This is a genomic window from Enterobacter sp. 725m/11 (assembly GCF_011683705.1).
GTDB classification, from domain to species: Bacteria; Pseudomonadota; Gammaproteobacteria; order Enterobacterales; family Enterobacteriaceae; genus Enterobacter; species Enterobacter bugandensis.
Window position 1 is genome coordinate 38,794 of the sequence record NZ_JAAQOK010000012.1, and the last position, 13,934, is coordinate 52,727.

General features: G+C 57.7%; 11 protein-coding genes. 5 read left to right on the forward strand and 6 right to left on the reverse strand.

Annotation, left to right across the window (positions count from 1 at the left end):
• Together mfd and HBA26_RS07080 are read right to left on the reverse strand one after the other, a co-directional pair.
• On the reverse strand, positions 1-3,447 hold the full coding sequence (mfd, locus tag HBA26_RS07075; RefSeq protein WP_126345244.1) for a transcription-repair coupling factor: 3,447 nt from the start codon (positions 3,445-3,447) through the stop codon (positions 1-3).
• Positions 3,448-3,596: 149 nt separating this feature from the next.
• Positions 3,597-4,670: an acyltransferase family protein gene (locus HBA26_RS07080; RefSeq protein WP_126345245.1), complete on the reverse strand. Its 1,074-nt coding sequence runs from the start codon at positions 4,668-4,670 to the stop codon at positions 3,597-3,599.
• Between the two features lie 257 nt (positions 4,671-4,927).
• Between HBA26_RS07080 and lolC the strand changes: the two genes are divergently transcribed.
• From lolC to cobB, 5 genes are read left to right on the forward strand one after another with little or no spacing between them, the layout of a single operon-like run.
• Positions 4,928-6,127, forward strand: a complete 1,200-nt coding sequence (gene lolC, locus HBA26_RS07085; RefSeq protein ID WP_028012739.1) for a lipoprotein-releasing ABC transporter permease subunit LolC — start codon at positions 4,928-4,930, stop codon at positions 6,125-6,127.
• Complete coding sequence (lolD, locus tag HBA26_RS07090) at positions 6,120-6,821, forward strand: lipoprotein-releasing ABC transporter ATP-binding protein LolD (RefSeq protein ID WP_008500772.1); 702 nt, start codon at positions 6,120-6,122, stop codon at positions 6,819-6,821. The genes lolC and lolD overlap by 8 nt, the downstream gene beginning before the upstream one ends.
• The gene (gene lolE, locus HBA26_RS07095) at positions 6,821-8,065 is read left to right on the forward strand and encodes a lipoprotein-releasing ABC transporter permease subunit LolE (RefSeq protein WP_047368298.1); all 1,245 of its coding nucleotides are present in this window, start codon (positions 6,821-6,823) and stop codon (positions 8,063-8,065) included. The genes lolD and lolE overlap by 1 nt, the downstream gene beginning before the upstream one ends.
• Before the next feature lie 54 nt (positions 8,066-8,119).
• On the forward strand, positions 8,120-9,031 hold the full coding sequence (gene nagK, locus HBA26_RS07100) for an N-acetylglucosamine kinase (protein ID WP_032638600.1): 912 nt from the start codon (positions 8,120-8,122) through the stop codon (positions 9,029-9,031).
• Between the two features lie 14 nt (positions 9,032-9,045).
• Positions 9,046-9,867 carry a Sir2 family NAD+-dependent deacetylase gene (gene cobB, locus HBA26_RS07105; protein WP_041910499.1) on the forward strand — a complete coding sequence of 274 codons (822 nt, stop codon included), beginning with the start codon at positions 9,046-9,048 and terminating at the stop codon, positions 9,865-9,867.
• 39 nt (positions 9,868-9,906) lie between these two features.
• Here cobB and potD read toward each other — a convergent pair whose 3' ends face one another.
• From potD to potA, 4 genes are read right to left on the reverse strand one after another with little or no spacing between them, the layout of a single operon-like run.
• Positions 9,907-10,941, reverse strand: coding sequence for a spermidine/putrescine ABC transporter substrate-binding protein PotD (gene potD / locus HBA26_RS07110; protein ID WP_028012743.1), 1,035 nt, complete (start codon positions 10,939-10,941; stop codon positions 9,907-9,909).
• On the reverse strand, positions 10,938-11,729 hold the full coding sequence (potC, locus tag HBA26_RS07115; protein ID WP_048959704.1) for a spermidine/putrescine ABC transporter permease PotC: 792 nt from the start codon (positions 11,727-11,729) through the stop codon (positions 10,938-10,940). Before potC ends, potD begins: the two co-directional genes overlap by 4 nt.
• A complete protein-coding gene (potB, locus tag HBA26_RS07120) occupies positions 11,726-12,583 on the reverse strand; it encodes a spermidine/putrescine ABC transporter permease PotB (RefSeq protein ID WP_041910497.1) in 858 nt (285 codons plus the stop codon). The genes potC and potB overlap by 4 nt, the downstream gene beginning before the upstream one ends.
• Positions 12,567-13,715, reverse strand: coding sequence for a spermidine/putrescine ABC transporter ATP-binding protein PotA (potA, locus tag HBA26_RS07125; protein ID WP_166720859.1), 1,149 nt, complete (start codon positions 13,713-13,715; stop codon positions 12,567-12,569). Before potA ends, potB begins: the two co-directional genes overlap by 17 nt.
• Positions 13,716-13,934: the final 219 nt, after the last annotated feature.

Genomic DNA, 13,934 nt, shown 5'->3' on the forward strand with positions numbered 1-13,934 from the left:
TTACGCGACAGCGTTCTCTTCCAGCTGTCGCATAAAGTTACGCACCCAGTCCATGCGCGTTTTGCGCTCCGTCAGCTCCTGGGTAAATTTCAGTCGCGTCGGGCCATCAAGACGGAAGTGCTGCGGCTGTTTTTGCAGCATGCCGATCAGCCACATCGGGTTGACGTGGTTCTTCTCGGCAAATTCAATGACGCCGCCTTTTTCGTTGCCCTCAAGCTTGCGAATGCCCAGCTTCTGCGCCTGCTGGCGCAGGCGCGCGATATCCAGCAGGTTACGCGCAGCATCTGGCAGCAGGCCGAAGCGGTCGATCAGCTCAACCTTAATTTCTTCCAGCTCGTTTTCCGTCTTCGCGCTGGCGATGCGCTTGTAGAACGACAGGCGGGTATTCACGTCCGGAATGAAATCGTCCGGCAGCAGGGAAGGCATTCGCAGCTCGACCTCGGTTTGCTGGCTGGTCAAATCTTCCAGAGACGGCTCGCGCCCGGCCTTCAGGGCGTCCACCGCGTTTTCCAGCAGCTCCATATAGAGCGAGAAGCCGATGGTCTCCATGGAGCCGCTCTGGTCCTCACCCAGCAGTTCACCCGCGCCTCGGATCTCCAGGTCGTGCGTGGCCAGCGCGAAGCCTGCGCCGAGGTCTTCCAGCGAGGCGATGGCTTCCAGGCGCTTTTGCGCGTCGGTGGTCATCGCTTTCGGATGCGGCGTCAGCAGCCAGGCGTAGGCCTGATGGTGCGAACGCCCGACGCGGCCGCGCAGCTGGTGAAGCTGGGCCAGGCCGAAGTGATCCGCGCGTTCGATGATAATTGTGTTCGCCGTTGGAATGTCGATCCCGGTTTCGATGATGGTGGTACACACCAGCACGTTAAAACGCTGGTGGTGGAAGTCGTTCATCACCCGCTCCAGCTCGCGTTCGCGCATCTGTCCGTGACCGATGGCAATACGCGCTTCCGGTACCAGTTCCGCCAGCCTGTCGGCGGCTTTCTGGATATTTTCGACATCGTTATACAGGTAATAGACCTGACCCCCGCGCAGCACCTCACGCAGGATCGCCTCACGCACCACCAGATTGTCGTACTCGCGGACAAAGGTTTTTACAGCCAGACGACGCGCCGGCGGCGTGGCGATAATCGACAGATCGCGCATGCCGCTCATCGCCATGTTCAGGGTTCGCGGGATCGGCGTCGCGGTCAGGGTCAGGATATCGACGTCGGCGCGCATCGCTTTGATACGCTCTTTATGGCGAACCCCGAAGCGGTGCTCTTCGTCGACGATCAGCAGCCCCAAATCTTTCCACTTCACGTCGCTTTGCAGCAGCTTATGGGTGCCGATCAGAATATCGATCTTGCCTTCGCTTGCCTGCTCCAGGATCTGCGTCTGCTCTTTGGTGCTGCGAAAACGCGACAGCATCTCTATACGCACCGGCCAGTTGGCGAAACGGTCCCGGAAGTTGTCGAAGTGCTGCTGAGCGAGCAGGGTGGTTGGCACCAGCACCGCCACCTGCTTGTTGTTTTCAACCGCAAGGAAGGCGGCGCGCATTGCCACTTCGGTTTTGCCGAAACCGACGTCGCCGCAGACTAAGCGGTCCATTGCCAGCGGCTGGCACATGTCGCTCAGCACGGCGTTAATAGCCTGAGCCTGATCCGGCGTAGTTTCAAACGGGAAGCTGTCGCAGAACAGCTGGTACTGTTCTTTGTCGTGCTTAAAGGCGAAGCCCTCTTTGGCCGCGCGCTGGGCGTAGATATCCAGCAGTTCGGCCGCCACGTCGCGCACTTTTTCCGCCGCTTTCTGGCGTGCACGCGTCCAGGCGTCGCCGCCCAGCTTGTGCAGCGGCGCATTTTCCTCCGCGCCGCCCGCATAGCGGCTGATCAGGTGCAGCGACGAGACCGGTACATAGAGTTTGGCGTCGTTGGCGTAGGTCAGCATCAGGTACTCACCTTTGATACCGCCCGCTTCCAGCGTGGTCATCCCCTGATAGCGGCCAACGCCGTGCTCCAGGTGAACAATCGGCTGGCCTGGATGCAGCTCGGCCAGGTTGCGGATCAGCGTGTCCGGGTTGATGGTCCGACGGCTGTCCTGACGGCGGCGCGCGACGCGCTCGCCCAGCAGGTCGCTTTCGCAAATCAGCGCCAGGTTGTTGAGCGTGTCGATGAACCCGTGCTCGGCGGCGCCGATCATCAGATAACGACCGTTTCCGGTCGCTTCGCTCAGACGCAGGATGCGCTTCGGGGCCACCTTAATGCGTCCCAGCAGCTCACCCAAAGCTTCGCGGCGGCCTTCACTCTCAACGGAGAACACCACCGGGCCAGTAAAGGACTCCAGGAACTTGCGCAGATTATCCAGCGGGGATTTCTGCTGCGCCTGAACGGCCAGCTCCGGCAGCGTGCGGAAGGCGAGGTTGGTGTTGGCGGCCTTATCGGCAAGCGAATCGGTTTTCAGCTGCATGCGCGGCCAGCGCTTCAGCTCGGCGTTGAGTTCGTCGGTGCGCAGCCACAGCGCTTCCGGTGGCAGGAGCGGACGCATCGGGTCAACGCCCCGGTTTTCGAAGCGTGCGCGGGTTTCGCTTTCAAAGCGGCTGGCGCTGGCGTCGATATCGCCGGTGTTCACAATCAGCGTATTCGCCGGGAAGTAGCTGAACAGGGCGGGCAGCGGCTCGCTGAAGAACAGCGGCTGCCAGTATTCGATTCCGGCCGGGAGCGTACCTTTGCTGACCTGCTGATAGATATGTTCTGCATCACGCTTTACGTCGAACCTGTCGCGCCACTGGCTGCGGAACAGCTCGATGGCGGTTTTGTCCGTCGGGAACTCGTGGGCAGGCAGTAAATTGATGGATTCCACCTCTTCCAGCGTGCGCTGGGTGTCGGCATCGAACACGCGCAGGCTGTCGATTTCATCATCAAAGAAATCCAGACGATACGGCTGGTCGCTGCCCATCGGGTAAAGGTCGAGCAGCGCGCCGCGGGTGGCATATTCCCCGTGCTCCATGACCTGATCGACATGGCGATATCCGGCACCGTCAAGCTGGTCTCGCAGGGTGTCGCGAGACAGGCGCTGGCCTTTTTTCATCACCAGCGCGTGGCCGTGCAGATAGCTGTGCGGGCAGACGCGCTGCATCAGGGTATTCACCGGCACAATCAGCACGCCGCGCTGCATGGTCGGGAGTTGATAGAGCGTCGACAGGCGCGAGGAGATGATCTCCTGATGCGGGGAGAAACTGTCATACGGCAGCGTTTCCCAGTCGGCCAGGCTGAACACCAGGCTATCGGTGAACTGGCGGATTTCATCGTGCAGGCGCAGGGCGTTTTGCATATCCGGGGCAACCAGCACCACCGGGCCAGGGTGTCGCTCAGCGATTTCTGCCACCAGCGTGGCGCAGGCCGCGCCCGTGAGTTCACCCAGCTGGCGCTGGTCGCCCGCTTTGACGGGCAAGGAATAACGATAGTGTTCAGGCATGGCTATGTCAGAGTCTCTTATGGATATACCAACAGTATTGGGGCATATCACTGATACGCAATGTCTTTATTATCCTCGATCGTTTTACATAAGCAAATTGTAACCGCACGGCAGGGCTAAACGCCCCCAAAACGGGGGCGGAGAGGGCATTAACGGGTGGCAGGTGACAGGCTCCGCGCAGACGGAGGAGAGAAGAAAAGGTCCCCGAACAGCGCGGTGGAAATTTTACGCACCCCGAGCCCGGCAAGGGTACAGATAAGCAGGCTGGCAATCGGGTAGACCAGTATTAAGCACAGTTCTGCCCAGACCGGCCAGTAAGCGGCATTCATCTCGCCGATCAGGATCAGGCTGAAGGCCTCAATTAAGATGCGGTGGGTGGTATAGATCGCAATGGTGTTTGAGCCAATCACGTTCAGCAGGTTGTTGGGATGTACGGCATAACGCTGCTCAAGGCTGTAGAACAGCTTCATGATCAACACGATCGACAGCAGAGAAAGCAGGAGAGGAACGTTAGCAAACCACAGCACCACGGAGACGGCCGCGAAAGCGCCAGTAGCCAGCCAGGTGCGGCGCAGGTTGAAGCTTTTCATCCACGCCATCAGTTCGGCGCCATACCATGCCCCCAGGCTGTAGTAGATCATGTTGCGTACCACGCTGTTCATTCCCCACCACGGCAGCGGCAGGAAGTTGATCGTGATGCTCGCCAGCGCAAGCAGTCCGAGTACCGTCAGCTTCCAGCGGCTCAGCAGTTTACACAGCGTGAAGTAGACCACCAGAGCATACAGATACCACAGGCTGGTGCTGGCGGTGAGCATGCCCCGCACAAATCCTGCCAGGGAATCGGCGTAGGCCGCGTTCGACGAGGTGGCAAGCTCGCGATCGGGCGCCAGCCAGGCGTTCAGGTGGGTCAGCGCCTGCCATTGCAGGATCCCCCACAGCGCCAGAACCCAGACAATGCTCCAGATCCGCTTGTCGAGGCTGGTGCGCCAGTCTACCTCATCAATGTAACGACGGATCAGATAGCCGGAGATAAAGAAGAAAACCGGCATCCGGAACGGGGCGAGATAGAGGTTAAAATAGACCCAGCATTTGGCGAGGAGACCGGAGAGCGGATGCTGTAGCCCGCTGAGATGAGGATAAAAGGTGATGACCGAGTGGTAAATCACCACCAGACAGATGCACAGCCCTTTTATCTGATTAATCCATAATGCTTTTTGTTTCATTGGTAACCCATACCAGTTTTGCCATAAACGTAGGGGCAATTGTTCTAAAACGACAGAGAGATGTAACGGGTAACTGTCTGTATCGGGACGTTTTTCGGAAAAGGTGGAGGCTATCCAGAGGGTAAATGGAAAGTACCACCCTGATTTATCTGAGTTTTTCGGAAAAATGATTACCAAAGCTTACGGTTTCAGTCATTTACCCTTAACGGATTCGCTTATATACTCGTGGGTCTGCTATCAGCAAACAGACGGACTTCATGTATCAACCTGTCGCACTCTTCATAGGCTTACGCTACATGCGTGGGCGCGCCGCGGACCGCTTCGGTCGCTTTGTCTCCTGGCTTTCGACTATTGGCATTACGCTCGGCGTGATGGCTCTGGTGACGGTGCTTTCCGTCATGAATGGCTTCGAGCGCGAGCTGCAAAACAACATCCTGGGGCTGATGCCGCAGGCCGTTCTCTCATCGAATAACGGTTCCGTTAACCCGCAACAGCTGCCGGAAAGCGCGGCGAAGTTACAGGGTGTCACGCGCGTTGCGCCCTTAACCACTGGCGATGTGGTGCTGCAAAGCGCCCGCAGCGTGGCGGTCGGCGTGATGCTGGGGATTGACCCGGCGCAAAAAGACCCGCTGACGCCGTTCCTGGTTAACGTGAAGCAAACCGATCTGGAAGCCGGAAAATACAACGTGATTCTGGGTGAGCAGCTTGCCGGACAGCTTGGCGTCAACCGCGGCGATCAGCTGCGCGTGATGGTGCCGTCCGCCAGCCAGTTTACGCCAATGGGTCGCCTGCCGAGCCAGCGCCTGTTTAACGTGATTGGTACTTTTGCCGCCAACAGCGAAGTTGACGGCTATCAGATGCTGGTGAACATTCAGGATGCGTCACGCCTGATGCGTTACCCGGCGGGAAATATCACCGGCTGGCGCCTGTGGCTCGATCAGCCCCTGAAGGTCGATACCCTCAGCCAGCAAAAACTGCCGGACGGTACCAAATGGCAGGACTGGCGCGAGCGTAAAGGCGAGCTGTTCCAGGCCGTGCGCATGGAAAAAAACATGATGGGGCTGCTGCTGAGCCTGATCGTCGCCGTGGCTGCATTTAACATCATCACCTCGCTGGGCCTGATGGTGATGGAGAAGCAGGGCGAAGTCGCCATCCTGCAAACCCAGGGTCTGACGCCGCGCCAGATCATGGCGGTCTTTATGGTGCAGGGGGCCAGTGCAGGCATTATCGGCGCGCTGTTGGGCGCCGTGCTCGGCGCACTGCTTGCCAGCCAGCTTAATAATTTAATGCCGATCATCGGCGCGCTCCTTGACGGCGCGGCGCTGCCGGTGGCTATCGAGCCGCTGCAGGTGGTCGGAATTGCGCTGGCCGCGATGGCCATTGCGCTGCTTTCTACGCTTTATCCTTCCTGGCGCGCTGCCGCCACTCAACCCGCTGAGGCTTTACGTTATGAATAAGATCCTGTTGCAATGCGACAACCTGTCCAAACGCTATCAGGAAGGCACTGTGCAGACCGACGTGCTGCACAATGTGAGCTTCAGCGTGGGCGAGGGCGAGATGATGGCGATTGTCGGCAGCTCCGGCTCGGGCAAAAGTACGCTGCTGCACCTGCTGGGCGGGCTGGACACGCCAACCAACGGCGACGTGATCTTCTCCGGTCAGCCGATGAGCAAAATGTCCTCTGCGGCGAAGGCCGAGCTGCGTAACCGCGAGCTGGGCTTTATCTACCAGTTCCACCACCTGCTGCCGGACTTTACGGCGCTGGAAAACGTGGCGATGCCGCTGCTGATTGGCAAAAAGAAACCGGCAGAAATCAACGCCCGCGCCAGCGATATGCTGAAAGCGGTAGGGCTGGGCCACCGGGGAAATCACCGCCCGTCGGAACTGTCCGGCGGCGAGCGCCAGCGCGTGGCAATTGCCCGTGCGCTGGTCAACAACCCGCGTCTGGTGCTGGCGGATGAACCGACCGGTAACCTGGACGCGCGCAATGCGGACAGTATCTTCCAGCTTCTCGGCGAGCTTAACGCCTCGCAGGGAACCGCGTTTCTGGTGGTGACTCACGATCTGCAGCTGGCAAAACGCATGGGTCGCCAGCTTGAGATGCGCGACGGCCATCTGAATGCGGAACTGACCCTGATGGGGGCTGAGTAATGGCGTCACCGTTATCGTTACTTATCGGGTTACGCTTTAGCCGCGGCCGCCGTCGCGGCGGTATGGTGTCGCTGATCTCCGTGATCTCCACCATCGGTATTGCGCTGGGCGTGGCGGTCCTGATTGTCGGCTTAAGCGCCATGAACGGCTTTGAGCGCGAGCTGAATAACCGCATTCTGGCGGTGGTGCCGCACGGGGAGATCGAGCCGGTTAACCAGCCGTGGGCCAACTGGAGCGATGCACTCGCCAAAGTGGAAAAAGTGCCGGGCATTGCCGCGGCCGCGCCATACATTAACTTTACCGGGCTGGTGGAGAGCGGGGTTAACCTGCGCGCCATCCAGGTGAAAGGGGTCAACCCGGCCCAGGAGGAGCGGCTCAGCGCGCTGCCGAAATATGTTCAGAACGGCGCGTGGGCGAACTTTAAGGCCGGCGAGCAGCAGATCATTATGGGTAAAGGCGTTGCCGATGCCCTGAAGGTGAAGCAGGGCGACTGGGTGTCAATCATGATCCCCAACGCCAGTGCCGATCACAAACTGCAGCAGCCCAAGCGCGTGCGCCTGCACGTTACCGGTATTCTTCAGCTGAGCGGCCAGCTTGACCATAGCTTTGCGATGGTTCCGCTGGAAGATGCGCGCCAGTATCTCGACATGGGCGACAGCGTGACGGGCATTGCCATTAAGGTGAACGACGTCTTTAACGCCAACAAACTGGTGCGTGATGCCGGCAGCGTCACCAATAACTATGTTTACATCAAAAGCTGGATCGGCACTTACGGCTATATGTACCGTGATATCCAGATGATCCGTGCGATCATGTATCTGGCGATGGTGCTGGTGATTGGCGTGGCGTGCTTTAATATCGTCTCGACGCTGGTAATGGCGGTTAAGGACAAGAGCGGCGACATCGCCGTGTTGCGTACCCTTGGGGCAAAAGACGGTCTTATTCGCGCCATCTTCGTCTGGTACGGTTTGCTGGCAGGGCTGTTCGGCAGCCTTTGCGGCGTGGTGATTGGCGTGGTGGTTTCTCTGCAGCTGACGCCGATTATCAACGGCATTGAAAAGCTTATTGGTCACCAGTTCCTGTCCGGTGACATCTATTTTATTGACTTCCTGCCGTCTGAACTGCACTGGCTGGACGTTTTTTATGTGCTGGTTACAGCACTTTTACTGAGTCTGCTGGCAAGCTGGTATCCGGCGCGTCGCGCAAGCCGAATTGATCCGGCGAGGGTATTAAGTGGCCAGTAATTACGTCATGGTGTAGCGGTCCTGAGGCCGCTATGTCAGAAAGAGGAATGCGTTATGTATTATGGATTTGATATTGGCGGCACCAAGATTGCGCTCGGCGTGTTTGATAAAGACCTCAAACTCCAGTGGGAAACCCGCGTTCCCACGCCGCGCGAAAGCTACGATGAATTTTTAACCGCCATTGCCGCGCTGGTAGCGCAGGCGGATGAACGCTTTGGCGTGAAAGGCAGCGTCGGCATTGGTATTCCGGGGATGCCGGAAACCGATGATGGCACGCTGTATGCCGCCAACGTGCCTGCCGCCAGCGGTAAACCGCTCCGCGCCGACCTCTCGGCCCTCCTTGAACGCGACGTGCGTTTAGATAACGATGCCAACTGCTTTGCCCTCTCTGAAGCCTGGGACGATGAATTCCGCCGCTATCCGCTGGTGATGGGGCTGATCCTCGGTACCGGCGTAGGCGGGGGGATTGTCATCAACGGCAAGCCGATTACCGGGCGCAGCTACATCACCGGGGAGTTTGGTCATATCCGTCTCCCGGTGGATGCGCTGGAGGTGGTAGGGCGTGATTTCCCGCTGACCCGCTGCGGCTGCGGCCAGCACGGCTGTATCGAGAACTATCTCTCAGGACGCGGGTTTGCATGGCTTTACGAACACTTCTATCATCAGAAACTTGAGGCCCCTCAAATCATTACCCTGTGGGAGCAGGGGGATGCGCAGGCGCGTGAGCACGTCGAGCGCTATCTGGATCTGCTGGCGGTGTGTCTGGGAAATATTCTCACCATCGTCGACCCGGATCTGCTGGTGATCGGGGGAGGGCTGTCAAACTTTACTGCGATAACGGAACGGTTGTCCGGGCGTCTGCCCCGACATTTATTGCCGGTCGCCCGCGTGCCGCGCATTGAACGCGCGCGACACGGGGACGCGGGAGGTATGCGCGGAGCCGCATTCCTTCATCTCACCGATTAGTTTACGAGGTCTTTATGCTGTCGCGTCGCCAGGGTCGACTCAGCCGTTTTCGCAAAAACAAACGCCGCTTACGAGAGCGCTTGCGCCAGCGGATCTTTTTCAGAGACAGAATCATGCCAGAAGCGATGGATAAACCCAGAGTGGTGGTACTGACCGGGGCGGGGATCTCCGCCGAGTCAGGAATTCAAACCTTCCGTGCGGCAGACGGGCTGTGGGAAGAGCACCGCGTCGAGGACGTGGCGACGCCGGAAGGCTTTGCCCGCGATCCGGATCTCGTGCAGGCGTTTTACAACGCTCGCCGTCGACAGCTTCAGCAGCCTGAGATTGCGCCGAACGCGGCGCATCTGGCGCTGGCGAAGCTGGAAGAGGCGCTCGGGGATCGTTTTCTGCTGGTGACGCAGAATATCGACAACCTGCACGAGCGGGCCGGTAACAAGAACATCATCCACATGCACGGTGAGCTGCTCAAGGTTCGCTGCGCCTGGAGCGGCCAGGTGCTGGACTGGAAAGAGGACGTGCTGCCAGAGGACAAGTGCCACTGCTGCCAGTTCCCGTCGCGCCTGCGTCCGCACGTGGTCTGGTTTGGCGAAATGCCGCTGGGGATGGATGAGATCTACAGCGCGCTGGCGATGGCGGACGTGTTTATCGCTATTGGCACATCAGGGCACGTTTACCCGGCGGCGGGGTTTGTTCACGAAGCGCGACTGCACGGGGCGCATACGGTGGAGCTCAATCTGGAGCCGAGCCAGGTGGGCAGCGAGTTTGAAGAGAAGCAATATGGCCTGGCGAGCGAAGTGGTGCCAGCGTTTGTAGATAAGCTTCTGAAGGGGCTGTAAGAGTAACGGGCGACGTTGCGTCGCCCGTTATGTATTGCATTAACGACCTGCTTTTAACTTCTGATAATACTCTTCGTAAAGGCGGCTCGCGTCGCCTACATCGTTCTGCCATTCTCCTTTGCTGATGGTTTCGGCATCCGGATAGAGTGACTTATCGTTAGCCACGTCAGGCTTCAGCAGCTTGCGGGCGGCCAGGTTTGGCGTCGGGTAGCCAATCGTCTCGGCTACCTGTTTCGCCACGTCCGGACGCAGCAGGAAATTAATCAGCTTCAGCGCACCGTCCACGTTCTTCGCGTTGGCCGGGATCGCGAGGCTATCCATCCAGAAGATCCCGCCTTCCTTCGGCCAGACCACCTCCAGCGGCGTCCCGGCCTGACGGGCAACATACGCAGAGCCGTTCCACACCATCCCCAGGTTTACTTCGCCTTCCATATACGGGTTTGCCGGGTTATCAGAGTTGAATGCCGCCACGTTAGGCATCAGCTTTTTCAGCTCGTTGTAAGCCGCGTCGATCTCTTTCGGATCGGTGGTGTTACCGGAATAGCCAAGCTTACGCAGCGCGATCTGGAACACTTCACGCGCGTCATCGGTTAACAGCAGGCTGCCTTTGTATTCCGGTTTCCACAGATCCGCCCAGCCGGTGACCGTTTTCGGATCGATGGCCTCGCTGTTCACGCCAATCGCCGTCGCGCCCCAGATGTACGGAATGGAGTAGTCGTTATTCGGGTCGAAAGGCTTGTTGAGCATCTCAGGATCGAGGTTTGAAAAATTAGTTAGCTTCGTTTTGTCGATCTTCTGGATCATGCCTTCTTTGCGCATTTTGTCGACAAAGTAGGTGGAAGGAACCACCAGATCGTAGGCGCCGTCCTTGTAGGTTTTGAGCTTGGCGTACATGGTTTCATTCGACTCGTAGGTCGAGTAGATCACCTTGATGCCCGTCTCCTTTGTGAACTGTTCCAGCAGGCCCGGCGGCACGTATTCCGTCCAGTTATAGAAGTAGAGCGTTTTGCTGTCATCAGCGTGCGCGGCACCCATGCCAAGCACCAGCGCCGCAGCGGCGAGCATTTTTTTCATTTCATTGTCCCCTGAGATTTTGTTTTATCACGAGCAAGAACCTGGCTGGCGATCACCAGAACCAGCGAAAACAGCAGCAGAATGGTCGCCAGCGCGTTCACCTCCGGTGAAACGCCAACTTTTACCATCGAATAGATCTTCAACGGCAGAATTTCGTAGCTCGGCCCGGTCACGAAGGAGGAAACCACGACGTCATCCATCGACAGGGTAAAGCTGAGCAGCCATCCGGCGGCGACGGCAGGCATCGCCAGCGGCAGGATGATTTTGCGCAGGATGATCATCTCGCTGGCACCCAGATCTTTCGCCGCCTCCAGCATGCGCACGTCGAACCCTTTCAGACGCGCGTAGACGGTGACCACCACAAACGGCAGGCAGAAGGTGATATGGGAAAACAGCAGCGACCAGAAGCCAAGCTGTACGCCCAGCAGCATAAACAGCACCAGCAGCGAAATCGCCATCACGATGTCCGGCGACATCATCACTACAAACAGCATGCCGCTGACGAACGGCTTGCCGCGAAAACGGTAGCGATACAGCGCCACGGCGGTCAGCGAGCCAATCAGCGTGGCGAAGGTGGCAGAGACGATCGCCATCGTCAGCGAGTGCTGTGCGGCCTGCAGCAGGCTGTCATTGTTCATCAGCAGGCTGTACCAGTTGGTGGTAAACCCCTGCCAGTTGATCCCGAACCGCGAGCTGTTAAACGAGTTCACGATCAAAATGATAATCGGGATATAAAGGTAAGCGTAAATGGCGGTCATAAAACCGCCGCGAAGCAGTCGACCGATCATTCGAGTTCCACCTTCTTGTTGAGCAGGCGAGAAGCGCGCCAGTAGACCAGCAGCATCAGCCCCATCACCACCGTGAGCGTAATGCTGGTCGCGGAGCCGAACGGCCAGTCGCGGATGTTCAGGAACTGGCTCTTGATCACGTTCCCAATCAGCAGGTTTTTCGCCCCGCCCATCAGGTCAGACACGTAGAACAGGCCCATCGCCGGGAGCATCACCAGCAGACAGCCCGCAATAATGCCGGGCATGGTCAGCGGAATGATAATGCGGATAAAGGTCTGCAGCTTGCTGGCCCCCAGATCTTTTGCCGCTTCCAGCAGCGGTTTATCGAGCTTCTCAATGCTGGAGTAGAGCGGCATCACCATAAACGGCAGCAGGATATAGACCAGGCCAATGATTACCGCACCTGGGGTAAACATGATGCGCACTGGCGTATCAATCACGCCCAGCCACAGCAGAAACGCGTTGAGGTAGCCTTTGGTGCTGAGGAAGATTTTCAGCCCGTAGATGCGAATCAGCGAGTTGGTCCAGAACGGCACAATCAGCAGAAACAGCAGCAGCGGGCGCACCTTTTGCGGCAGTCCCGCCAGGAACCATGCGAAAGGGTACCCCAGCAGCAGGCAGGCCACGGTGGCAATCAGCGCCATATTGAGCGAGTGCAACAGCACGTCGAAATAGAGCGGATCGAGCAGGCGCGCGTAGTTGTCCAGCGTAAAGACCAGCGAAACGAAGTTTGCATCGTCGCGGGTCAGGAAGCTGGTGGCGATGATCATCAGGTTGGGTAAAAAGACAAATAACACAAGCCAACCGACGATAGTGGCAATGACCACCTTCTGGAACTTACTTGTGTTCTTCATCAGCCAGCACAACCTCCCAGCTTTCTACCCAGTTGATAACCATTTTCTGGTCAAGAGAGTGGTCAAAGTCAGGATCGTCCTCGTTAAAGAATTCGCTGACCATCACCATTTTGCCGTTCTCCAGTTCCACAACGGACTCGAGGGTCATCCCTTTATAGTTACGTTCGCGAACGTAACCGATCAGACCTTCGACGTCGGCCGTGTCGTGGATCTCATCAACGCGGAGATCTTCCGGGCGCAGCAGGACGTTGAGTTTTTGTCCTTTCTCGACGGCAAAGTTCACGGTGATAATGCAGTCGCGTCCCTCGACGTTCGCGCGAACGCGCTGTGCATCCAGACGCTCAAGCACGGTGGCGTTGAAAATATTGATCTCGCCAATAAAGCTGGCGACAAACAGGTTTTTCGGCTCTTCGTAAATTTCACGCGGCGTACCGTCCTGTTCAATCTTACCGTCACGCATTACCACGATACGGTCTGACATGGTCAGCGCCTCTTCCTGATCGTGGGTGACGAAGACAAAGGTGATGCCGAGCTTGCGCTGTAGCGCTTTCAGCTCGTTCTGCATCTGCTTGCGCAGCTTGTAATCCAGCGCGGAGAGGGATTCATCCAGCAGAAGCAGGCGCGGTTTATTGACGACCGCGCGGGCAATGGCCACGCGCTGCTGCTGACCGCCGGAGAGCTGGTGGGGCTTTCGCTGGGCAAACGTCTCCAGCTGAACCATGCGCAGGGCTTCGGTGACGCGCGGTTCGATCTCATTAGCCGGGGTTTTTTGCATCCGCAAGCCAAACGCCACGTTCTCAAACACGGTCATGTGCGGGAACAGGGCGTAGCTCTGAAAAACGGTATTGACGTGGCGATCTTCGGCAGGAACCTGGGTTATGTCCTGGTTCTCAAGATGGATGCGGCCATTATCAATGCTTTCCAGCCCGGCGATAAGGCGCAGTACGGTAGTTTTGCCGCAGCCGGAAGGGCCAAGCAGCGTAAGAAACTCACCATCATTGATGGTCAGGTTGAGGTCGGAAATGACGTCTTTGCCATCAAAGCTTTTACGAATTCGTTCCAGTTGCACCAGCGGTGAACGAGAACGGGATTGTGTATTCAATTTTTGCGCTGTCCCATATAGACGCCTCAGGCAGCAGACTGAAGCGGGGTTTGTGTGTAACCACCTTGGTGACTCGTAATGAGGGCGGACATTCTACGGCAATCCCCCGTAATCGCCAATCCTTGTCACTGATTCATAAGCTACATTTATTAACGCATAAAGATATAAACGTAAAAAGTTCTCGTTTGCGGGATAAAAGTGACCTGACGCAATATTTGCGTTTTGATGCTTACTGATAATGTTGTCACA